Raw genomic sequence first — 22,310 nt, forward strand, 5'->3', positions numbered from 1 at the left:
TCGAGGGCCGCGTTCACCCCACTCTTTCCTGTTGTTGTTTTCGTCCCCTTGACGACAACAACACCTCTCATTTATCGTCCGAATGACGAGAAATCGTGGAGGGGATCGCATGGCCGACATCACCCGGCGCCTCGGCTGGCGCCATCTGCGCGGCGCGCCCACGGCGCACATCCGCCACCACCGCGGCGGCAGACTGCTGCACGACGGCCCCGGCCTGAGCTTCTGGTTCCGGGCACTGACCGCCGCACTCTCCGAAGTGCCGGTGGACGACCGCGAGTTGGCGATGACCTTCCATGCCCGCACCTCCGACTTCCAGGACGTGGCCGTGCAGGCGACGGTCACCTACCGGATCAGCGACCCGGCGACGGCCGCGTCCCGTCTGGACTTCTCCATCGACCCCGACACGGGCGCCTGGCGGGGCACGCCGCTGGAGCAACTGGGCACGCTCCTGACGGAGACGGCACAGCAGCACGCGCTGGACGTCCTGGCCCGTACGCCGCTGTCGTCGGCCCTGGTGGACGGGGTGAAGGCGGTACGGGAGCGGATCGCGGCGGGCCTGGCCGCGGAACCCCGCCTCCCGGCGACCGGCATCGAGGTCGTCGCCGTACGGGTCGTGGCGCTGCGCCCGGAACCCGAGGTGGAGCGGGCGCTGCGCACACCGGCCCGCGAGCAGATCCAGCAGGAGGCGGACCGGGCGACGTACGAGCGGCGGGCGGTGGCCGTCGAGCGGGAGCGTGCCATCGCGGAGAACGAACTGGCCAGCCAGATCGAACTCGCCCGCCGCGAGGAGCAGTTGGTGGACCAGCGGGGCACGAACGCGCGCCGGGAGGCGGAGGAGCACGCGGCGGCCGACGCCGTGCGGGCGAAGGCCGAGGCGGCACGGACGGTACGGCTCGCGGAGGCGGAGGCCGCCCGGTCCGTACGACTGGCACGAGCGGAGGCGGAGGGCGCCCGCGAGGTCGGTGAGGCGCGGGCGCAGGCACAGGCGGCCTGGCTGCGGGTGCACGCGGAGGTGGACGTGGCCACGCTGCACGCGCTCACCGGGACACGGCTGGCGGAGAACCTGCCGCGGATCGACAGCGTGACGGTGTCGCCGGACGTGCTCACGGGGCTGCTCGCCCGGCTCGGCACGCGGGAGCAGGCGTGAGCCTCGCTCCCCGGGTCGTCCTCGTCCATCGCAGGACGGAGTACGAGGAGTTGGTGGCCCGGCACGGCACGCACGGCCAGGCGGTCTTCTTCCTCTCCTCCCGCGGGCGTGGCATCGAGGAGGTCGCGGAACGCCACCGCCGGACCCGCCGGGCGCTGGCGGAGGTGACCTCCGCGATTCCCCTGACCTGGCGTCAGGCACGGGTGGAGCGGGCCGACCTGGACCGGTTCCTGTTCGCACCGGAGGACGTGGTGGTCGTGGTCGGGCAGGACGGGCTGGTCGCCAACGCGGCCAAGTACCTGGCCGGGCAGCCGGTGGTGGGCATCGACGCCGACCCCGGTCGCAACCCCGGTGTCCTGGTGCGCCACCGTCCCGCGGACGCGGCGCAGTTGTTGGTGTCGACGCAGTCGGCCAGGAGCGGCTGCGACGAACTCACCATGGTCGAGGCCGTCACCGACGACGGGCAACGCCTCGTGGCACTGAACGAGATCTACCTGGGCGCCGCCGGACATCAGACGGCCCGATACCGCCTGGGCCTGGAGGACGACGGGGGTGGCGTCGAGGCCCAGGCTTCGTCCGGGGTGATCATCGGCACGGGGACGGGGGCGACCGGCTGGATCCGGTCGGTGTGGCAGGAACGGGGAGAGCGACTGCGGTTGCCCTCCCCCACCGAGGAACGACTGCTGTGGTTCGTCCGCGAGGCCTGGCCGTCCCCGGCCACCGGGACCTCCCTGGTGGCCGGGGAACTCGCCGCCGCGTCCGGCCTCCGCCTCACCGTCGAGTCCGAGCGGCTGGTGGCGTTCGGGGACGGGATGGAGACGGACGCGGTCGAGCTGACCTGGGGGCAGACGGTACGGGTGGGTGTGTGCGGCGAGCGGCTGCGGCTGGTGGCCTGAGCCCCGTCCCGATGCGCCGACGGACCGGGCAGCGTCTCACGACCGGACGTCCGGCGGGCGGGGGACGGTGAGGGTCACCCGCCCGCCGGCGTCCCGGGTCACAGCCTTGGGTCCACCGGCTCCGACTCCAGGGCCAGGACCCCGAACACCGCCTCGTGCACCCGCCACAGCGGTTCGCCCTCGGCCAGCCGGTCCAGTGCCTCCAGACCGAGCGCGTACTCGCGGATCGCGAGCGACCGCTTGTGGTTCAGGAAGCGCTGCCGCAGTCGGGCCAGGTTGTCCGGGCGTGTGTACTCCGGACCGTAGATGATCCGCAGGTACTCACGGCCCCGGCACTTGATCCCGGGCTGGACCAGCCGTCCCTGCGCGCTGCGCACGACCGCGCCGAGCGGCTTGACGACCATGCCCTCGCCGCCACGACCCGTCATCTCCAGCCACCAGTCGACACCGGCCCGCACCGACTCCGGGTCAGATGTGTCGACGTAGAGCCGTCGGGTCGTCCGCAGCAGGCCGCTGTTGTCGTGCTCCACCAGCTTGTCGAGGAGCGCGAGCTGCTCGTCGTGCGGCAGGGCGGCGAGGCTGCGGCCCTGGACCGCGAGGACCTGGAAGGGAGCGAGGTGTACGCCGTCCAGGCCGTCCGTCGGCCAGCAGTAGCGCCGGTAGGCGTCCGTGAACGCGGCGGCGTCCGCGGCCCGTTCCCGCTGGCGTGTCAGCAGGTCGGACACGTCGACCCCGCGGGCCGCCGCGCCCTCCAGCGCGGCCAGCGCGCCCGGGAACACCGCTCCCGAGGCGGCACCGACGGCCGCGTACTGCGAGCGCAGCAGACCCGCCGCCTTCAGCGACCACGGCATCAGCTCGGCGTCCAGCAGCAGCCAGTCGGTTTCGAGCGTGTCCCAGAGGCCGGCCGCGCCGATCGCCGTCCGCAGCCGGTCGAGGACGGTCTCGGTCACCGACTCGTCGTCGAAGAACGGGCGGCCGGTGCGGGTGTAGAGGGAGCCGGTCGGCCCGTCGACCCCGAAGCGCCTGCGCGCCGCCTGCGCGTCCCGGCAGACCAGGACCACCGCGCGCGAGCCCATGTGCTTCTCCTCGCACACGACCCGCTCGACGCCGTCCTCCTGGTACTGCGCGAAGGCCTCCGCGGGGTGTTCGAGGTAGCCCTCGACGTGGCTGGTGGCCGTCGGTGCCATGGTGGGCGGGAGGTACGGCAGCAGGCGCGGGTCGACCGCGAAGCGGCTCATGACCTCCAGGGCCGCCGCCGCGTTCTCCTCACGGACCGAGACGCGGCCCTGGTGACGGGTCTCCACGACCCTGCGCCCGTGAACGTCGGCCAGGTCGAGCGGGCGGCCGTCGTGTCCGCCGGGCGCCTCGGTCCGCAGCGGCCTGGTCGGCTCGTACCAGACCTGCTCGGCGGGTACGTCGACCAGTTCCCGCTCCGGCCAGCGCAGTGCGGTCAGCTTGCCGCCGAAGACGGCGCCGGTGTCCAGGCAGATGGTGTTGTTCAGCCACGTGGCCTCCGGGACCGGGGTGTGGCCGTACACCACGGCCGCCCGTCCCCGGTAGTCCTCGGCCCACGGGTAGCGCACCGGCAGCCCGAACTCGTCGGTCTCCCCGGTGGTGTCGCCGTACAGGGCGTGCGAACGGACCCGGCCGGACGTACGGCCGTGGTACTTCTCCGGCAGACCGGCGTGGCAGACCACCAGCCGGCCCCCGTCGAGGACGTAGTGGCTGACGAGCCCGTCGATGAACTCCCGTACCTGCGCCCGGAACTCCTCGCTCTCGGCGTCCATCTGCTCGATGGTCTCGGCGAGTCCGTGCGTGTGCTGGACCTTGCGGCCCTTGAGGTGACGGCCGTACTTGTTCTCGTGGTTGCCGGGCACGCACAGCGCGTTGCCCGACTTGACCATCGACATCACGCGGCGCAGCACGCCCGGGCTGTCGGGGCCGCGGTCGACGAGGTCGCCGACGAAGACGGCCGTACGGCCCTCCGGGTGCGCTCCGTCGACGTAGCCCAGCTTGCCCAGCAGCGACTCCAGTTCGGACGCGCAGCCGTGGATGTCGCCGATGATGTCGAAGGGGCCGGTGAGGTGGGTGAGGTCGTTGAAGCGCTTCTCGGTGACGACGGTGGCGTTCTCGACCTCCTCGACGCCGCGCAGGACGTGCACCTTGCGGAAGCCCTCGCGCTCCAGGTGCCTGAGGGAGCGGCGCATTTCCCGGGTGTGCCGCTGGATGACCCGGCGGGGCATGTCGGCGCGGTCGGTACGGGCCGCGTTGCGCTCGGCGCACACCTCCTCCGGCACATCGAGCACGATGGCTATCGGCAGCACGTCGTGCTTCCTGGCGAGGTCGATCAGCTGCCGTCGGGCGTCCTGCTGCACGCTGGTGGCGTCGACCACCGTACGGCGGCCGGCGGCCAGGCGCTTGCCCGCGATGTAGTGCAGGACGTCGAAGGCGTCCTTCGTCGCGCTCTGGTCGTTCTCGTCGTCGCTGACCAGGCCGCGGCAGAAGTCCGAGGAGATGACCTCGGTGGGCTTGAAGTGCTTGCGGGCGAAGGTGGACTTGCCGGAACCGGAGGCCCCGACCAGGACGACGAGGGAGAGGTCGGTGACGGGCAGGGCTCGGCCCTTCGGTGCTGCGTGGTTCTCGGTCATGCGGCCTTCGCCTCCTTCTCGTCCCTCACGGTGCTCTGCGTGCCGGCCGCGCCCATCTCGAACACGGCCATCTGCGTGGGTGGTCCCACCTCGGGGTCGTCCGGTCCCACGGGTACGAACTCCACGCCGTACCCGTGCCGTTCGGCGACCGCGCCGGCCCATGCCCGGAACTCCTCGCGGGTCCACTCGAAGCGGTGGTCGCCGTGCCGGACGTGGCCGGCCGGGAGGCTCTCCCAGCGGACGTTGTACTCGACGTTCGGCGTGGTCACGAGGACGGTCCGCGGGCGGGCCGAGCCGAACACCGCGTACTCCAGGGCGGGCAGCCGGGGCAGGTCGAGGTGTTCGACGACCTCGCTGAGCACGGCGGCGTCGTAGCCCTTGAGCCGGCGGTCGGTGTAGGCGAGGGAGCCCTGGAAGAGCTTGACGCGCGAGGCCTGCCGCTCCCCCATGCGGTCCAGCTTCAACCGCCGTCCGGCGATGGTGAGCGCCCGCATCGACACGTCCACGCCCACGATCTCGGTGAACGCCGGGTCCTTCAGGAGGGCCTGCACCAACTGCCCCTGGCCGCAGCCCAGGTCGAGCACGCGGGCGGCGCCGGACGCCTTGAGCGCGGCGATGATCGCGTCCCGGCGCTGCACGGCGAGCGGCGTCGGCTTCTCCTCGGCCTCGCCGTCCGCATCGACCGCGTTGTCGATGTCCTCGACCTCGCTGTCGTCGGCCTCCGCGAGCCGCACCAGCTCCAGCCGCTCCATCGCCTCCCGGGTCAGCGACCAGCGGCGCGACAGGTACCGGCTGGTGATCAGCTTCTGCTCCGGGTGGTCCGGCAGCCATCCCTCACCGGCCCGCAGCAGCTTGTCGACCTCGTCGGAGGAGACCCAGTAGTGCTTGGCGTCGTCGAGGACGGGGAGCAGGACGTAGAGATGACGCAGGGCCTCGGCGAGGGTCAGCGCGTCCGACTCCAGCACGAGCCGGACGTAACGCGAGTCGCCCCACTGCGGGAACTCGGTGTCCAGCGGTACGGGTTCAGCGGTCACCGCCCAGCCGAGCGGCTCGAAGAGCCGTCGTACGAGTTCGGGGCCGCCCCGGGCGGGCAGCGCGGGCACCTCGATACGCAGGGGCAGCGGCGCGGCGGCCCGCTCGGGCCGGGCGTTGCACACGCCCCGCATCGCGCTGGAGAAGACGCCGCTCAGCGCCACCGCGAGCAACGAGGAGGCTGCGTACGGGCGGTCGTTGACGTACTGGGCGAGCGCCGCGTCGGGGGCGCCGCCGCGGCCCTTGCCCTTGCCGCGCCGGACCAGCGCCACCGCGTCGACCTCCAGCAGCAGGGCCGCGGTGCAGCGCTCGGCGTCCGCCTCGGGGTAGAGGACGTGCGCCTTGCCGTAGGAGGTGGAGAACGCCTGGGATTTCTCCGGGTGCTTGTGGAGCAGGAAGCCGAGGTCGGTGGCGGGGCGTTCTCGGGTACCGGTGGTGGTGATGGTCAGGAACACGGTGGGTGGCCTTGGAGTAGGGGTTTGAACTGCGAATACGCACACGGTACAGAGCGGCCGTCGGCAGCACCCCGGAATTTCCCACCTGCCCCGATCGTCCGGGCGTTCGAGTCATGGCCGCCGTGCGAGGCGTCCGCAGGCGACGCGTCCGGCGGATCGCGCCGCACGCGCCCGATCCGCCGGACATCGCTCCGGTCACTCGTACCGGCCCACGGCCCGCGGTCCTTACGACAGCTGGGACTGGACCTGGGACGAGATGAGCTCCAGGTGGTCGAGGTCGTCGAGATCCAGGACCTGCAGGTAGATGCGCCGCGACCCGATCTCCTGATACCGCCCGATCTTGTCGACGACCTCCTGCGGGGAGCCGGCGAGCCCGTTGAGCTTCAGCTCGTCGACCTGGCGTCCGATGGCGGCGGCGCGGCGGGCGACCTCCTGGTCGTCCTTGCCCACGCACACGACGAGGGCGTTGGAGCAGACGAGGTCGTCGCCCTTGCGGCCGGCTTCCTCGGCCGCGGCCCGCACCCGCCCGAACTGCCGCTCGCTGTCCTCGATCGAGGCGAACGGCATGTTGAACTCGTCGGCGTACCGGCCGGCCAGCCGCGGGGTGCGGGTGGCTCCGTGTCCGCCGATCAGCACCGGGATCCGGTCCTGGGCGGGCTTGGGCAGAGCGGGCGAGTCGGTGAGGTCGTAGTAGGTGCCGTGGAAGTCGAACGTCTCCCCGGCCTTGGTCGCCCACAGCCCGGTGACGATGGCGAGCTGCTCCTCCAGCCGCGCGAACTTCTCCTTCGGGAACGGGATGCCGTACGCCTTGTGCTCCTCCTCGAACCAGCCGGCGCCCAGGCCGAGTTCGACGCGGCCGCCGGACATCTGGTCGACCTGCGCGACCTGGATGGCGAGCACGCCGGGCAGCCGGAAGGTTCCTGCGGTCATCAGGGTGCCCAGGCGGATGCGCCGGGTCTCACGCGCGAGTCCGGCCAGCGTGATCCAGGCGTCGGTGGGGCCGGGCAGGCCGTCCACGGAGCCCATCTTGAGATAGTGGTCGGACCGGAAGAACGCGTCGAAGCCCAGGTCCTCGGTGGCCTTCGCCACGGTGAGCAAGGTGTCGTAGGTGGCCCCCTGCTGGGGCTCGGTGAAGATGCGAAGATCCATACCTTCCATCCTGCACGCCGGTGCACTGGTCGACCTCACCGGTCCCGCCGGTCCCCGGCGTCCCCGGTCGGGTGAATTCCGTCAACGCCGCACCCGCCCCTGGCCCGTGCCAGTGACCGCCCCCGACGGTGATCGTTGGCTCGGTCGGAGCCGGACCGCCCGGCACCCGCGCCGGACGGTGACCGCCCGGGCGTCATTCGTGTCGGCCCGCTCCAGTCGGGGGGCCGGAGGCCGAGGAGGCCGTCATGTCCGAGGAATTCGCGCCACAGCAGACCGGCGGCGCCGGGCAGCAGAAGGGGCTGCTGCAGCAGATGGAGGAGCTGATGGCGGCGCTGAACGCGGACCTGTCGGCCCTGGACGCGGACCTGCAGTCGGCCGGGAGCACCGGCCCCGGTAACCGGAAGGACGGGGACGCCGGCTGAGCCCGACCGCGGGCCGCCGCGGGCCTGGGCCGGGCGGGGGCGCCGCCGGACGCGAGGGCCGGGCGGGGGGCGGGGTGTGCTGTCGCGGGTTCGGCGCCGGTGGGCGCACTGCCCGCCTTCCCCAAAAGCACCGGGCACGGCGGGGTCACGCCGCCGCTCCGCCGAGGCCCCGCCTACCCCGCCTCCCGCTGCGCCAGCACCTCATCCCGGTCGGCCAGTCTTCGCAGCATCTCCAGCACGCGGTCCCGGGACTCGTCGGCCGCGTCGATCGCCTCCATGCACTGCCAGTACGTCGTCTCGTCGTCCGCGGCGCTGGCCATGCCGACGAGGGCGATCCCCACCTCCCCCAGGAGGCTGCCCAGGTGCATGAGTGCCTGCCGGGCATCACCCAGCTCGGTCAGCTGGGCGGCGCGTAAGTCGCTCTCCGCCAGCTCCGGGGCGTCCAGGACACCGCAGCCCCGCCCTGCCAGTTCCGTCAGTCCCAGTGCCTCGCCGCGCAGTTCGGGCGGGCCGAAGACGGCGAGCCTGCTCCCTATCGCCTGTGCCAGGGCCTGCGCCTGCCACACCTCGGTCATGGTCTCCGGCGCGCCTCCACTACCGGCCAGCGCACGCCTGCTCGTCACGATGAGCCGCACCGCGTCCATCCGCTGTCCCCGTCTGTCCGACGCGCTGCCCACGCGTCCACCCGAACTCCCTTGTCCACTACCCAGAGTGAAGGGCCTTGAGACGAAAAGCCAGAGGAAGACGGAAATCTGCGGACAACTTTTCGGCTACGACCCGCCAGACGAACACGGAGAGTGAAAACGGACTCTTCGCCTCCTTCGGGTGCGCATCCTCTCTACGGTGCCGGGAACCTCCGCTCGTTCCGGTCGATCTTCGCGTCCAGCGCCGCCAGCGGATCGATCCCGAGCACCTCGCACAGCTGCAACAGGTAGGCCAGCACGTCGGCGACCTCGTCCCTGACCCGCTCGGCGGTCCCGGTGTCCTCCATGACCCGCGCCGACTCCTCAGGCGTCAACCACTGGAAGATCTCGACGAGTTCGGACGCCTCCACGCTGAGCGCCGCCACGAGGTTCTTCGGCGTGTGGTACGGCTGCCAGTCGCGGGCGGCGGCGAACTCGGCCAGCCTGCGCTGCAGCGCGGCCACATCGAGGGGTTCGGTCACGGCCCCAGGTGTACCACCGTCACGCCGCCTTCATCCGCCGCCCCCGTCGCGTCGCTCACCGCCGCGACCACCCGGATGTGCCCCTGCCCGCACATCCGCGCCGCCAGCCGCAGCAACTCGCCGCGCTGCCCCGGGTCCAGCCCCCGGTCGAACCCGTCGGCGAGCACGGTGAGCGCCTGCATGGCCGCCGGCACCTCACCGGCCGGGTCGACCTCCAGCACTCCGGGACCGGTCAGCAGCACCAGGGACAGCGCGAGAAACCGCAGCTCGCCGTCGCCCAGCCGCGCGAGCCCCGTCCGGATGCCGTCACCCCGGTCGAGCACCGCCCGCACCGTCCCGTCCCCCAGGACCTCCGCGGCCACGTCGGCCACCGCACCGGCACACCCGGCCCGTACCGCGGCCACGACGTGCGCGTGCCGTCGTCCGCACTCGGCGCGCGTCCGCCACAGCACCTCGGCGAGGTTGTCGCAGCCTCCGAGCAGCCGACCGGAGCCGACCGGCACCGGCGCCCGCATCCGGTCGGGCCGCGGATCGCAGGAGAACACCGAACGCAGAGCCACCACCATCTGCTCCGCGGCGGCCAGCACCCGGCGCTGCCCGTCGGTCTTCCCCGCCACCCGCAGCGGCAGCAGGGCGGTGCCGAGACGGTCGTCGGGCAGCGGTGCCCGCGTCACCGGCGACTGGCCGGCCGTGTGCCAGGCGGCCTGCACATACGGCCGACCCGGATCGCGCAGGGCCGTCTCCAGCAGCACCAGGCCGCCCGCGCTCAACCGCTCCCCGACGATGCGCAGGTCGGGCTCGGCCTGCACGGCGACGTCGAGCCGGACCGGCCCCTCGGGTCCGTCGGCCGTGCAGCCGATGCGAAAGCCCCGGCGCCGCTGGGCGTCGGGCCGGGCCCGCTCGGGCACCCAGGCGACCGGATCGGGGAAGACCTCGGCGACATCGGCACCGCCACCGAGCCGGGCCAGCGCCTCGTACGCCCGCAGAGCCGTCGTCTTCCCGCTGCCGCTCGGTCCGGCGAGGAGAGTGAGCGGGCCGAGCCCGAACACCGCCCGCCGATGCCCGGCGAACGCGGACAGCCGCAGCTCGGTGACGCACGGCCGGTCCGCACGCACCCAAAGGCCCGCCGGGCGGGCCGCCGACGACTCGGGGCCCGAAGCCGGCCCGGGCACCCACGGGCCGCGCCCCGGCACACCGGAGGGCCGAGAGGCTCCAGCGGACGCCCTGGACCTTCCTGGAGCACCCGCGGACGTCCCGGGCCCTCCAGAGGCACCCGCGGACACCCCGGACCCTCCAGAGGCACCCGCGGACACCTCAGGATCGCCAGAGGCACCCGAGGACGCCCCGCAGACCTCAGGAACTTCCGCGGACACGGACACCTCGAGAACCCCAGGCCCTCCCGAAGGCGCCCCGGGCTCCCCAGATCCTCCCGAAGGAGCGCCAGGCGCCCCAGGGTCCCCCGAAGGCGCCCCGGGCACCCCAGGGATTTCCGGAAGCGGAGAGAGGGGGGCACCAGACACAGACGACACGGCCATGTCCGGACCGTAGGACCCGGCCCCTCAGGCGAACCGTTCCGGCCTCGCACTCTTCCTACGATCGAGCTACCGCGCCGGCCGGCCCGCTCACGCGCCCGGGACGCCGGCGCCCTCCATCAGCCCGCTCACCTCGGTGCCGGGCGGCGTCAGCAGGAACACGTTCCGGTCGACCCGGTGCATCCCGCTCGCGAGGCCGAAGACGACACCGGTGCTGAAGTCCAGGACCCGCTTGGCGACCTCGGTCTCCGCTCCGGTCAGGTCCAGCAGCACCGGGATCCCGGCCATCAGCGTCTCGGCGACCTCACGGGCGTCCGCGAAGACGTTGACCCGCAGGACGACGAACCGGCGCCGTGGCTCCGTCACCGCCTCCGGGGGCACCCGGTGGTCCACTGCGGACGGCCAGGCGTCCCGGCCACGCAAAGGAACGACCTGGGCGAGCCCCTCCCACTGTTCATCGGTGACGTCGTGGCTGTTCACCGGCTCCCCCCGACCTGACTCGCCTTCAATACCTGCACCGGCCAATTCTTAACTCAAGTCACCCGTTCGGCCCAACAGCGACACGGTGCGCGACCGCCGCACCTGAGCCGTCCACCCCCTCACAGGGCGCCCCCGGCGGCTGTGTGGCCGACGTAACTCCTCATGATCAAGGGATGTGACATCGACGTAACGGGCAATTCGTACGCTCCAGACACCACCCCTACCACCGGAGAAGGGCAGCGCGTGACCTCGACCACCTCCACGACCCAGGTCCGGACGGTCTGCACGTACTGCGGGGTGGGCTGCGGAGTCCTGCTGGACGTCGGGACGGGGCCGGACGGGCGGCGTACGGTCCTGAAGGCGTCCGGGGACAAGGCCCACCCGGCGAACGCGGGCCGGCTGTGCACGAAGGGCGCGACCACGGCCGAGATGCTCGCCGCGCCCGGCCGGCTGACGACCGCGCTCGTCAGGGACGACCGGGGCGAGGAGCCGGTGCCCGCCCCCACGGCCGACGCGATCGCCGGGACCGCGCGGCGGCTGCGCGCGATCATCGACGAGCACGGCCCGGACGCGGTCGCCTTCTACGTCTCGGGGCAGATGAGCCTGGAGGCCCAGTACCTGGCGAACAAGCTCGCCAAGGGGTTCGTGGGGACGAACCAGATCGAGTCGAACTCACGGCTGTGCATGGCGAGCGCCGGCATGGGTTACAAGCTGTCGCTCGGCGCCGACGGCCCGCCCGGGTCGTACGAGGACTTCGACGGGGCGGACGTCTTCCTCGTCATCGGCTCGAACATGGCCGACTGCCACCCCATCCTCTTCCTGCGGATGATGGAGCGGGTCAAGGCGGGCGCCAAACTGATCGTCGTGGACCCGCGGCGCACCGCGACCGCCGCCAAGGCCGACCTGTTCCTGCAGGTCGAGCCGGGTACCGACCTCGCCCTCCTCAACGGCCTCCTGCACCTGCTCGTCGAGAACGGCCACACCGACCCCGACTTCATCGCCGCCCACACCGAGGGCTGGGAGGAGATGCCCGCCTTTCTCGCCGACTACGCGCCGGCCGCCGTCGCGGAGATCACCGGGATCGCCGAGGAGGACCTGCGCACGGCCGCCCGGCTGATCGGCGAGGCCGGTGAGTGGATGAGCTGCTGGACGATGGGCCTGAACCAGTCCACGCACGGCACCTGGAACACGAACGCCCTGGTCAACCTGCATCTGGCCACCGGCGCGATCTGCCGTCCGGGGTCCGGGCCCTTCTCGCTCACCGGGCAGCCCAACGCCATGGGCGGGCGCGAGATGGGCTACATGGGGCCGGGGCTGCCGGGGCAGCGGTCCGTCGCCGTGGACGCCGAGCGGGCGTTCGTCGAGGAGCTGTGGGAGCTGCCGCCGGGCACCCTGCGCGCCGACGGCGTCGGCAAGGGCACGATCGAGATGTTCCGGAGGATGGCCGACGGTGAGATCAAGGCCTGCTGGATCATCTGCACCAACCCGGTCGCCTCGGTCGCCAACCGCCGTACCGTCATCGAGGGACTGGAGGCCGCCGAGTTCGTCGTCACCCAGGACGTCTTCGGCGAGACCGAGACCAATGCCTACGCCGACGTCGTGCTGCCCGGCGCGATGTGGACCGAGGGCGAGGGCGTCTTCGTCAATAGCGAGCGCGACCTCACGCTGACCCGGGCGGTGGCCGACCCGCCGGGCGAGGCCATGGCCGACTGGCGGATCATCGCGGCCGTCGCGCGCGCGATGGGGTACGAGAAGGGGTTCTCGTACGACAGCGCCGAGGACGTCTTCGAGGAGATACGGCGGGCCTGGAACCCCGCGACCGGCTGGGATCTGCGCGGGGTGACCTACGAGCGGCTGCGGGAGACGCCCGTGCAGTGGCCGGCCGCCGAGGTGGACGGGCCCGCGCGCAATCCGATCCGGTACGTGGACGCGGACGGCGCTCTGCGGTTCCCGACGCCGAGCGGGCGCGGTGTGTTCCACGCGCGACCGCACATGCCGCCCGCCGAACTGCCGGACGACGACTACCCCTTCGTCCTGAACACCGGGCGGGTGCAGCACCAGTGGCACACGCTGACCAAGACCGGGCGGGTCGCCAAGCTCAACAAGCTGAATCCGGGGCCGTTCGTCGAGGTGCATCCGCGGGACGCGGAGGCGCTGGGGATCGCCGACGGGGACCGGGTGGAGGTCGCCTCGCGGCGGGGCCGGGCGGTGCTGCCCGCGGTCGTGACGGACCGGGTGCGGCCGGGGTGCTGTTTCGCGCCGTTCCACTGGAACGATCTGTTCGGTGAGTATCTGAGCGTCAACGCGGTGACCGGCGACGCGGTGGATCCGATCTCCTTCCAGCCCGAGTTCAAGGTGTGCGCGGTGTCGCTGGCGAAGGTCCACGAGCCGACACCGCCCTCTGCCCCGGTACCGGAGCGGCCCGCCGACGTGGTGGTCCCGACGGCCGTCACCCCCGGTGCCGGCCCGTTCGGGCTGCCCCCCTCGCCGCCGCCCGTTTTGACCTCCCTGGAACGCCTGTACCTGACCGGCTTCCTCGCCGGCATCGACTCCGGCGCGCCCGGCGTCCCCGTCCTGCCACCGGACGCGCCCTTCAGTCCCGAGCACGCGATGTGGGTCAACGGCGTGCTCGCCGGCATGTACTCGCGCGCGGCGGCCGAGCCCGCCGCGGTGCGTAAGGACAGGCGCGAGGTGGTCGTGCTGTGGGCCTCGCAGACCGGCAACGCCGAGGAGTTCGCCACCGCCGCCGCCGAGCGGCTGGGCGCGGCCGGGCACCGGGCCAGCCTGGTCGGCATGGACCAGGCCGACGTCGGCGCCCTCGCCCGCACGGCCGACCTGCTCCTGATCACCAGCACGTTCGGGGACGGCGACGCGCCCGACAACGGCTCCGGGTTCTGGGACACGCTGTCCGACGAGCGGGCTCCACGTCTGGACGGGGTGCGGTACGCCGTGCTCGCCTTCGGCGACTCGTCGTACGACGACTTCTGCGGGCACGGGCGCCGGCTCGACGCACGGCTGGACGAGCTGGGCGCGGTGCGCCTGGCTCCGCGCACGGACTGCGAGCCGGACTACGAGCCGTCGGCGGAGGTGTGGCTCGACCAGGTCCTCACGGCGTTGGGCGGCACGGCCGCCCCCGCGGCCGTGGAGAAGCCCAGGGCCAAGCCCGCCCCGGCCACCGCCCGTCTCGTCGGCAACCGGCCGCTGAGCCTGCCGGGCGCGAGCAAGGAGGTGCGGCGGTTCACCTTCGACACGAGTGGGACGTCACTGACGTACGAGGCGGGCGACGCGCTCGGCGTGCGACCGGTCAACTCCCCGGCGCTGGTGGAGGAGTGGCTGGCGGTGACCGGCGTGGACGGTTCGACCGCGGTGGAGCTGGACGGTGTCGGCGTCGTCGCCTTCACCGAAGCCCTGCACCGGCACCTCGACATCACCAGGATCACCCCGGACCTGCTGCGTTTCGTCGCCGAACGGGTGCGGGACGACCGGGAGTTGCGCCGGCTGCTGCGGCCCGACAACAAGGACGGCCTGGCCCAGTGGAGCTGGGGCCGGCAGGCGGTGGACGTCATCGCCGAGCACCCGGTGCGGGCGGGCGCCGAGGAGTGGGCCGGAGTGCTCAAGAAGCTTCAGCCGCGCCTGTACTCCATATCGTCCAGCCCGCTCGTCGACCCGCACAGCGTCTCGTTGACCGTCTCCGTGGTGCGGTACGAGAACCTGCGCGGCCGGCCCCGCGGCGGGGTCTGCTCCCTGTTCCTCGCCGACGCCGATGCCGGCACCGAGGTGCCCGTCTTCGTGCAGCGCTCCCCGCACTTCAGGCCGCCCGCCGACGCCTCGACGCCGATGGTGATGGTGGGCCCGGGCACGGGTGTCGCACCCTTCCTGGGCTTCCTCCAGGAGCGGCGCGCACTCGGCCACCGCGCGCCGAACTGGCTGTTCTTCGGCGAGCAGCACCGGGCCAGCGACTTCTACTACGAGAAGGAGCTGACCGGCCTGCTCGACGAGGGCACCCTCGCCCGGCTCGACACCGCGTTCTCACGCGACCAGCGCAACAAGGTGTACGTCCAGGACCGGATGCGTGAGCACGGCCCGGAGCTGTGGCGCTGGCTCCAGGACGGCGCCCACTTCTACGTGTGCGGCGACGCCTCCCGCATGGCCAAGGACGTGGACCGGGCGCTGCGGGACATCGCGGTCGCGCACGGCGGGCTGGAGGAGGCCGAGGCGTCGGCGTACGTGAAACAGCTGGCGGCGGCCAAGCGGTACGTCAGGGACGTGTACTGACCGCGGTTCCTCCCCGGTGGGGCGGTGTTGCCACTGTTGTGAAGCGGCGGTCAGCGCCCGTACAGCGCTGATGAAGGGCACGAGAAGCACGGGACCAATTCACGGAGCGTCACCCGACGAGCGCGAGGGGCCGGACAGCCGGCGGCCAGAGGGCAGATCGAACGTTCATCGGGCGAGCGGCGTCATAGCGGTAGTTCGTCGTCGAAGGGATGGCTGCCGTGACCGTCGTACCCACCGCTGCCCGTGCCGGGGTCCGTGCCGCTCTGATCGGAGGGCTGATCTGCGCGGCCGCCGCCTGCGGCACCGGGACACCGGCGGCCTCCGGTTCCGCGGGAGGGGACGGCGCGCGGGGTACGGCGGCGCAGCGCCGCGCCCCCTGGCAGGAGCCCGGCTCGTACGCCTACACGCTCCTGTCGAGCGGCGGGGAGCGGAGCTTGCTCGGCACTTTCCGGATCACGGTCCGCGACGGCGCCGTGGTCGATGCCGTGGGTCTCGACGACAGCGGCCGGAGCGTGGTCGAGCGCGTGCCGGACGCCGTGCCCACACTGGAGGAACTCCTCGCCGAGCTGGACCAGGCGCGACGGGACGGCGCCGACGAGGCGGAGGCCCGGTACGCGGCCGACGGGCACCCGGCCCGGATCTCCCTGGACTGGGAGGAGGATGCGATCGATGACGAGGCCCTGTACGTCATCAGCGACTACACGCCGACGAAGGACTGACGCCGGCGCGACAGGTCGGTCTCGTCGGCCGCCGTCGGGTGCGCTCGCCGTCGGCGGCCCAGCCGGCGGAAGACCCGCTGTACGACTGGGGTGCACAGCGCGGTCATCACCGCTGCGGCGACCAGCGTGACGGTGATGACGCCCAGGGGCCGCCGGATCCAGTCCGGGTCGTACCAGCCCAGGTACTTGGCGCCCTGGGCGGCGAACCCGTGCAGCAGGAAGCCGTACAGCGTCCCGGCGCCCAGCGCGGTGAACCACGTCCGGCGACCGGGCACCCGGGCGAGGAAACCGGCGACCAGGACGATCGAGCAGCCGAAACCGGCCAAGCCGCCGCCGCTGCTGCCCACGTTATGAGCCAAGTCGGGCGCGGTATGAGCCGACCCGGGCGCTCGCCCGCGGTCGGCCGGACCGCACACGGCACCCGGGCTCACTCACACTCCGGCGGCGGGGCCGACCAGTTCGGACAGGACGTCCTCCATGGTCACGAAGCCGATCACCTTGCCGCCCTCACCGAGCACACCCGCGAGATGGCTGCCCTCGGCCCGCAGGGCCGTGAGGGTGTCGTCGAGCGGGGTGTCGATACGGACCCGGGTGACGCGGTGCAGGGCGCCGGGCGGGAAGGGCCGGTCGCGGTCGGCGACGCCGAGGGTGTCCTTGATGTGCAGATAGCCGAGGAGGGCGCCCTCGGGGCCGGTGACCGGGAAGCGGGAGAAGCCGGCCTCGGCGGCCACGCGCTCCAGCCGGGCCGGGGTGACGGTGTGGTCGACGGTGTGCATCCGCTGCACCGGTACCAGGATCTCCCCCACCGGCCGGGTGCCCAGCTCCAGCGCGTCACGCAGGCGCTCCCCGTCTGCGGGAGTGAGCAGCCCGGCCTCACTGGAGTCGACGACCATGCGCACCAGCTGGTCGTCGGTGAACACGGCGTCCACCTCGTCCTTGGGCTCGACGCGCAGCAGCTTCAGCAGGGCGTTGGCGAAGGCGTTGATGCCGAACACGAACGGCCGCAGGGCCCGGGTGAGCGCCACCAGGGGCGGGCCGAGCAGCAGGGCGCTGGGCACCGGGGCGGCGAGGGCGATGTTCTTGGGGACCATCTCGCCGATCAGCATGTGCAGATACGTGGCCACGGTCAGGGCGATCACGAAGGCGACCGGGTGGACCAGGGCGTGCGGCAGGTGAACGGCCTCGAAGCCGGGCTCCAGCAGGTGCGCGATGGCCGGCTCGGCGACCGCGCCGAGCACCAGCGAGGAGACGGTGATGCCCAGTTGGGCGGTGGCCATCATCGCGGAGAGGTGCTCCAGGGCCCACAGGGTCATCCGGGCCCGCTTGTCACCCTCCTTCGCGCGGGGCTCGATCTGGCTGCGGCGCACGGAGATCAGGGCGAACTCGGCGCCGACGAAGAAGGCGTTGGTCAGCAGCGTCAGGGCGCCGATGGCGAGTTGCAGGGCGGTCATCGGGCTTCCTCCGCGAGCTGGGCCCGCCGGACGGCGGCCGGTGCGGTGATGCGGATGCGGTCGGCGCGGTGGTGCTCGACGTCGAGGACGTCGAGCTGCCAGCCGTCGAGGTCGAGCACGTCCCCCTTGGCGGGGATACGGCCCAGGCGGGTGGCGATGAGTCCGGCGGCCGTCTCGTACGGGCCGTCCGGTGCGGTCAGTCCTATGGCGGAGAGTTCGTCGAGGCGTACGCCGCCGTCCGCCTCCCACACGGCACGCCCGTCCGCAGTCGCGGGGCCGGCCAGCAGGTCGGGGACCTCGACGGGGTCGTGCTCGTCGCGGACCTCGCCGACGACCTCCTCGACGATGTCCTCCATGGTGGCCACACCCGCCGTGCCGCCGTACTCGTCGATGACGACGGCCATCGTGCGGGTGGTGCGCAGTCGTTCGAGGAGCCGGTCCGCGGTGAGGCTGGCGGGGACCAGCAGGGGCGCGGTGGTCAGTTCCGTGACCGGTGTGACCAGCCTCTTGGCGGGCTCCAGCGCGAGGACGTCGCGGATGTGGACGGTGCCGATGACCTCGTCGAGGCTGCCGCGGTGGACCGGGAAGCGGGAAAGGCCGGTGGCGTGACTGAGGTTGGCCGCGTCGGCGGCCGTGGCCCGCGCTTCGAGCGCCTTGACATCGACGCGCGGGGTCATCACGTTCTCGGCGGTCAGCGAGGCCAGGTGCAGGGTGCGCACGAACAGTTCGGCGGAGTCCGGCTCCAGGGCGCCCTGGGCAGCGGAGTGGCGGGCGAGCGCGACGAGTTCCTCGGGGCTGCGGGCGGCCGCCAGTTCCTCGGCGGGCTCCAGGCCGAAGCGGCGTACGAACCGGTTGGCGGTGTTGTTCAGGTGGCGGATGAACGGGCCGAAGGCGGTCGTGAATCCGCGCTGCGGGCCGGCGACGACCTTGGCGACCGCCAGCGGCCGGGAGATCGCCCAGTTCTTCGGCACCAGTTCACCGATCACCATCAGGACGACGGTGGAGACGACCACGCCCAGCACGGTCGCCACGGACGCGGCGGCCCCGCCGAGGCCGGCCGCCGTCAGCGGGCCCCGCAGGAGGGCGGCCAGGGACGGCTCGGCGAGCATGCCGATCACCAGGGAGGTGACGGTGATGCCGAGTTGGGCGCCGGAGAGCTGCAGCGTGAGATGGCGTACGGCCTTCAGCGCGTCCGCGGCGCCGCGCTCGCCTGCCGCGGCGGCGTGCTCCAGTTCACCTCGCTCGACGGTGGTCAGGGAGAACTCGGCCGCGACGAACAGGGCGCAGGCCAGGATGAGGAGGAGGGCCAGCAGGAGCAGCAGGATCTCGGTCATCGTGCCACCCCCGTTCCCTCGTGCGCGTCGGGCGTGCGGGGCATGGCACGGCTGGTACTGGGAGGCTCACCCATCGCGGGCTCGTGTCTCCTTCTCGGTTCGGCGGGGCTTCGCGGTCCGGGCGCCCGTGCGGACACCCTTCCGCCCCATGGTAAAGGACAGGCAAAGCCCGCTGGTCGAGATCTTTGCGGCAGTCCGTTCGCGGACCGAGGAGAACCTGGACAGGCTCACCACCGACTTCGGCTTCGGCAAGGTGAGCGTGCTGCCGGAGATCGCCAAGGCGAGGAGGAAGCCCGCCGAGGCGCGGGCCGCCGTCCAGATCGGCGTCGTCATCGGCGGCGCCGACGGTGACTTCGATACGTACGAACAGTCGGTCGTCCGCGAGGCGTGCTACGCGCTGGGGCTCCCGCCCGCCGCACGAGTTCGACCTCTGAGTGATCCCCGGCCGTGCGCCGGGCGCGAGGAGAAGCGGACCCGCCCGGCACGGGCGCTCAGCGGATGTCGTCGGGGTCGAGGTCCTTGCCGACGGCCACGGTGACCACGCCGGGCGCGGCGTCCGCCTCCTGCGTGACACGGGCCCCGGGAAGCCGGGCGGCCACCGCCTTGGCCTGCTTCTCCAGGCCCTGCGGGTAGGTGACCGTGGTGGTGTCGGAGTTCTGCGGGGAGTTGCCCGTGCCGGTCACGCTGAGACCGCCCCTGCGGAGCTTGTCGGCGACCGTCGCGGCCAGTCCGGGGACGCCCGCGCCGTTGAGGACCTGGACCCGCACGGAGGAGGCGTACAGGGGGGTTTTCGCGGCGGCGTCCAGTTCCTTCTTGTCGACCTCCTTGTCCCTGGCCAGGGCGGCGAACAGATCACTGGCCAGGGGGTACTGCCAGACCACGTTGGCCAGGTCGGCCGGCACGTCCGCCTCGCGCGGGTAGTTGGGCACGGTGAGGAAGCTCAGACGGTCGCTCGGGATGCCCTTGAGCTCCGAGGCGAGCCCGTACAGCGGCTTGATGCCGGCCATGTCGGGGTCCGTGGTCAGGGACCCGGTGGCCGACTTCAGGAACCCGTACAGCGCCTTCGGGCTGGTCAGTTTGTCCTGCGCCTTCTCGGCCAGGGCGTTCATGAACTCCTGCTGGCGCCCGATGCGCCCGATGTCGGAGCCGTCGCCCACGCCGTAGCGGACGCGCACATAGCCGAGGGCCTTCTCCCCGCCCACGGTCTGGCAGCCCTTGTCCATCCGCAGTTTGGCCTTCTTGGAGCGGATGGCCTGCTCGGGGCAGACCTCGATGCCGCCCAGCGCGTCGACCATGCCCTTGAAGCCCTGGAAGTCGACGGACATGAAGTGGTCGATCCGCAGGCCCGTGTTCGCCTCGACGGTCTTGATGGAGCAGGCGGCGGCACCGGCGACCTCGCCGCTGGTGCCGCCGATCGCGAAGGCCTCGTTGATCTTGGCGCGGTGCGGCGAGGAGTCGCTGCCGTCACCGCGGTCGCAGGCCGGTATCTGCACCCAGGAGTCACGCGGGAACGACACGACCGCGGCCCACTTCCGGTTCGCCGGGACGTGCAGCACCATCAGCGTGTCCGACTGCATGGTGTCCAGGTCCTTGCCGTACGCGGCATTGGCCCCGTCGCGGCTGTCGGAGCCGACGACCAGAATGTTCTTCGAGCCCGGGCTGAGATTCTCGGGGCGGTCCCCGCCGATCTTGTCGTCGACGTCGGCGGACCTGATGTTGTTGTCGAGGTCCTGGTAGACCCAGGCGCCCACCCCGGCTACACCGAGGACGACCACCGAGGTCACCCCGGCGCTCCACGCCAGGATCCGCCCGCGCCGCGTGAGCACGGCCTTCCCCGCGCCGCCCGACTCACGTCGTCGCTTCCCCGAACCGCTCACCCGCGCCCCCTCTGTAGACATGTGGTCTGTAGACATACGGCCGGGCCGAGCCCGGACGCCCCACCATGAACAGACCACGATCCTCGCAACTTCCGTTGCTCCGGACCGAACGAAGACACGAATTTTATCGGTGACCGGGAGCACGGGCGCGGCGCCCGCCGGCAGCCCACGTCCAACGCCCCCTCGGACGGCGCTCGTTCAGAGCGGGGTGGCCGCGCGCAGGATGAGGACCATCGTCACCGCCGAGTTCGCCGACGACATCGCCGACACGGCCGTCCGCGCCGCCGCGCACCAGGCCGCCAGGCCGCCAGGCCGCCAGGCCCACCTAAGTGAACAGCGACAGCCGGCGGCGAACGGGCGGCGCCGGCCCGAGCAGCGCGGCCACGCGGCGCGGCACCGGCCCCGGCGCCGCGAAGCCGGCCAGTGTCGCGACGGGAGTGCCCCGCGTCACCAGCGCCGCCTTGCCGATCGCCCGCGCCACGGTCCGGCGGCTGCCGACGGTCCGGGCCGCCTCTTCGTCCGCCCACCGTTCCGTGGTGTACGACACCGCGGTGCGCAGCGGGTGCAGGAACGGGTCGGCGCGCGCGGCCAGTTGGACGGTGAGCAGGAACCGGTGGTGGGGCGCGGTCAGATGGGCCCGTTCGTGGGCGAACGACGCCCGGCGTTCGGCGGGTTCGAGGCAGTCCAGCAGCCCCGTGGTCACCACGACACGGCCCCGGCTGCCACCGGGAAGCGCGTACGCGTACGGCGTCTCGTCGGGCAGGACGGCCACCCCGCCCCCGGCAGCCCGGCCAGCGCACGATGGGCGCGGCCGCGTACCCGGGCGTGCCGCCACAGGGCCCGCCCGCAGGCGACCACCACCGCGCACAGCGCCGGGATCGCCGCCTTGCCGACGACCTCGTCGTACGGCACGGCCGCCCGCACCTCGGGGTCCGACCAACCGTCGGGCAGCGGGTTGCCGGGAAGCTGGGCGGTGCCGACCACCCTCACCAGGCCCAGGCACACCGTGCCGCAGGCCGCCATCACCGCGGCGACGCCGGTGCGCAGCCGGGTCGCGGTACGGGGGTGCAGGTGCCGCTCGGCCAGGCGCGCATCGGCCATGCCGTGAGCGGCAGCACCAGCGGCAGGAAGACGAAGACCCCCATGAGGCGTCAGTCTCCCCCTTCGCTCGGGGACCGCCCCAGCAGCTCGCGCAGCAGCCGCTCGTCGTCCGGTCCGAGGCCCGTGACGAAGCTGGCCAGCACGGCCCCCCGGTCGCTCTCGGCGTCCAGCACCTTGCGCATCCGGTGCGCCGCGAGTCCCGCCTGGTCCGAGGCCGGGGTCCACGCGAAGGAGCGGCCCGCGCGCTCACGGGTCACCGCACCCTTGGCCAGCAGCCGGGTCAGAATCGTGATCACCGTCGTATAGGCGAGGTCCCCGCCCAGCCGCTCCTGCACCCACCCGGCCGTGGCCGGGCCGTCCGCCTCCCGCAGCGCCGACAGGACCAGCACCTCCAGCTCGCCCTGCCCCCGGCGCCCGGGGCGCTGCCGGTGCTCCGCCATGCCCTGTCTCCTTCCGCTGACCCGCGCGTTCCCTGCGACACGTCGAGCGGTCCATCGTAAGGAGGGCGGACATCGCGGGCGGGATCCGCCCACTCGTATTTCTACAGTACTGTAGATTTCACCGGCGCGTCGCTCGGCCGTGCGATGCTGCTCTCTCTGCGGCCACACGTCCCCCAGCCACCAGAAG

General features: G+C 72.5%; 16 protein-coding genes and 3 pseudogenes. 6 read left to right on the forward strand and 13 right to left on the reverse strand.

Going from position 1 to position 22,310, the window contains the following annotated elements; all coding sequences use genetic code 11:
- Nucleotides 1-109: 109 nt before the first annotated feature.
- Both ACWCPI_RS01325 and ACWCPI_RS01330 read left to right on the forward strand, forming a co-directional pair.
- Nucleotides 110-1,147, forward strand: a complete 1,038-nt coding sequence (locus ACWCPI_RS01325; protein WP_451036137.1) for an SPFH domain-containing protein — start codon at nucleotides 110-112, stop codon at nucleotides 1,145-1,147.
- A complete protein-coding gene (locus ACWCPI_RS01330) occupies nucleotides 1,144-2,043 on the forward strand; it encodes a hypothetical protein (RefSeq protein ID WP_451036138.1) in 900 nt (299 codons plus the stop codon). Before ACWCPI_RS01325 ends, ACWCPI_RS01330 begins: the two co-directional genes overlap by 4 nt.
- Before the next feature lie 98 nt (nucleotides 2,044-2,141).
- On the opposite strand, the gene ACWCPI_RS01335 is transcribed toward ACWCPI_RS01330, so the two are convergent.
- The 3 genes from ACWCPI_RS01335 to ACWCPI_RS01345 all read right to left on the reverse strand — a co-directional run bounded on the left by ACWCPI_RS01335 (nucleotide 2,142) and on the right by ACWCPI_RS01345 (nucleotide 7,327).
- Nucleotides 2,142-4,691: a polynucleotide kinase-phosphatase gene (locus tag ACWCPI_RS01335; protein ID WP_451036139.1), complete on the reverse strand. Its 2,550-nt coding sequence runs from the start codon at nucleotides 4,689-4,691 to the stop codon at nucleotides 2,142-2,144.
- Nucleotides 4,688-6,178, reverse strand: a complete 1,491-nt coding sequence (locus ACWCPI_RS01340; protein ID WP_451036140.1) for a 3' terminal RNA ribose 2'-O-methyltransferase Hen1 — start codon at nucleotides 6,176-6,178, stop codon at nucleotides 4,688-4,690. Before ACWCPI_RS01340 ends, ACWCPI_RS01335 begins: the two co-directional genes overlap by 4 nt.
- Nucleotides 6,179-6,403: 225 nt before the next feature.
- Nucleotides 6,404-7,327 (reverse strand): LLM class F420-dependent oxidoreductase, encoded by a 924-nt coding sequence (locus ACWCPI_RS01345; RefSeq protein ID WP_451036141.1) that lies wholly within the window; start codon nucleotides 7,325-7,327, stop codon nucleotides 6,404-6,406.
- A 245-nt stretch (nucleotides 7,328-7,572) separates the two neighbouring features.
- Here ACWCPI_RS01345 and ACWCPI_RS01350 point away from each other — a divergent pair, with 245 nt between their 5' ends.
- Nucleotides 7,573-7,749: a hypothetical protein gene (locus tag ACWCPI_RS01350; RefSeq protein ID WP_451036142.1), complete on the forward strand. Its 177-nt coding sequence runs from the start codon at nucleotides 7,573-7,575 to the stop codon at nucleotides 7,747-7,749.
- A gap of 173 nt (nucleotides 7,750-7,922) precedes the next feature.
- On the opposite strand, the gene ACWCPI_RS01355 is transcribed toward ACWCPI_RS01350, so the two are convergent.
- From ACWCPI_RS01355 to ACWCPI_RS01370, 4 genes are all read right to left on the reverse strand, one after another.
- Nucleotides 7,923-8,393, reverse strand: coding sequence for a DUF6099 family protein (locus tag ACWCPI_RS01355; protein WP_451036352.1), 471 nt, complete (start codon nucleotides 8,391-8,393; stop codon nucleotides 7,923-7,925).
- A 194-nt stretch (nucleotides 8,394-8,587) separates the two neighbouring features.
- Nucleotides 8,588-8,914, reverse strand: coding sequence for a nucleotide pyrophosphohydrolase (locus ACWCPI_RS01360; protein WP_451036143.1), 327 nt, complete (start codon nucleotides 8,912-8,914; stop codon nucleotides 8,588-8,590).
- Nucleotides 8,911-10,029 carry an AAA family ATPase gene (locus ACWCPI_RS01365; protein ID WP_451036144.1) on the reverse strand — a complete coding sequence of 373 codons (1,119 nt, stop codon included), beginning with the start codon at nucleotides 10,027-10,029 and terminating at the stop codon, nucleotides 8,911-8,913. Before ACWCPI_RS01365 ends, ACWCPI_RS01360 begins: the two co-directional genes overlap by 4 nt.
- Before the next feature lie 507 nt (nucleotides 10,030-10,536).
- Entirely contained in the window at nucleotides 10,537-10,926 is a 390-nt protein-coding gene (locus ACWCPI_RS01370) for a cell division protein SepF (protein WP_019756151.1), read from the reverse strand.
- Nucleotides 10,927-11,169: 243 nt separating this feature from the next.
- On the opposite strand from ACWCPI_RS01370, the gene ACWCPI_RS01375 reads away from it, so the two are divergent.
- Nucleotides 11,170-15,201, forward strand: a complete 4,032-nt coding sequence (locus ACWCPI_RS01375) for a molybdopterin-dependent oxidoreductase (RefSeq protein ID WP_451036145.1) — start codon at nucleotides 11,170-11,172, stop codon at nucleotides 15,199-15,201.
- Between the two features lie 209 nt (nucleotides 15,202-15,410).
- Complete coding sequence (locus tag ACWCPI_RS01380; RefSeq protein WP_451036146.1) at nucleotides 15,411-15,920, forward strand: DUF6174 domain-containing protein; 510 nt, start codon at nucleotides 15,411-15,413, stop codon at nucleotides 15,918-15,920.
- On the opposite strand, the pseudogene ACWCPI_RS01385 reads toward ACWCPI_RS01380, so the two are convergent.
- The 3 genes and pseudogenes from ACWCPI_RS01385 to ACWCPI_RS01395 all read right to left on the reverse strand — a co-directional run.
- Nucleotides 15,899-16,246 (reverse strand): annotated as a pseudogene (locus ACWCPI_RS01385) (acyltransferase family protein); the annotation flags it as partial. The gene ACWCPI_RS01380 and the pseudogene ACWCPI_RS01385 overlap by 22 nt on opposite strands.
- Nucleotides 16,247-16,351: 105 nt before the next feature.
- Nucleotides 16,352-17,371 carry a hemolysin family protein gene (locus tag ACWCPI_RS01390; RefSeq protein ID WP_451036147.1) on the reverse strand — a complete coding sequence of 340 codons (1,020 nt, stop codon included), beginning with the start codon at nucleotides 17,369-17,371 and terminating at the stop codon, nucleotides 16,352-16,354.
- Nucleotides 17,368-18,705, reverse strand: a complete 1,338-nt coding sequence (locus ACWCPI_RS01395; RefSeq protein ID WP_451036148.1) for a hemolysin family protein — start codon at nucleotides 18,703-18,705, stop codon at nucleotides 17,368-17,370. Before ACWCPI_RS01395 ends, ACWCPI_RS01390 begins: the two co-directional genes overlap by 4 nt.
- 193 nt (nucleotides 18,706-18,898) lie before the next feature.
- Here ACWCPI_RS01395 and ACWCPI_RS01400 point away from each other — a divergent pair.
- Nucleotides 18,899-19,117: pseudogene (locus tag ACWCPI_RS01400) on the forward strand (tellurite resistance TerB family protein); the annotation flags it as partial.
- A gap of 79 nt (nucleotides 19,118-19,196) precedes the next feature.
- On the opposite strand, the gene ACWCPI_RS01405 reads toward ACWCPI_RS01400, so the two are convergent.
- From ACWCPI_RS01405 to ACWCPI_RS01415, 3 genes and pseudogenes are all read right to left on the reverse strand, one after another.
- Entirely contained in the window at nucleotides 19,197-20,603 is a 1,407-nt protein-coding gene (locus tag ACWCPI_RS01405; RefSeq protein WP_451036149.1) for an LCP family protein, read from the reverse strand.
- A gap of 177 nt (nucleotides 20,604-20,780) precedes the next feature.
- Nucleotides 20,781-21,727 (reverse strand): annotated as a pseudogene (locus ACWCPI_RS01410) (M56 family metallopeptidase).
- 6 nt (nucleotides 21,728-21,733) lie between these two features.
- Nucleotides 21,734-22,123, reverse strand: a complete 390-nt coding sequence (locus ACWCPI_RS01415) for a BlaI/MecI/CopY family transcriptional regulator (protein WP_451036150.1) — start codon at nucleotides 22,121-22,123, stop codon at nucleotides 21,734-21,736.
- Nucleotides 22,124-22,310: the final 187 nt, after the last annotated feature.

Source organism: Streptomyces sp. NPDC001920 (genome assembly GCF_053594495.1).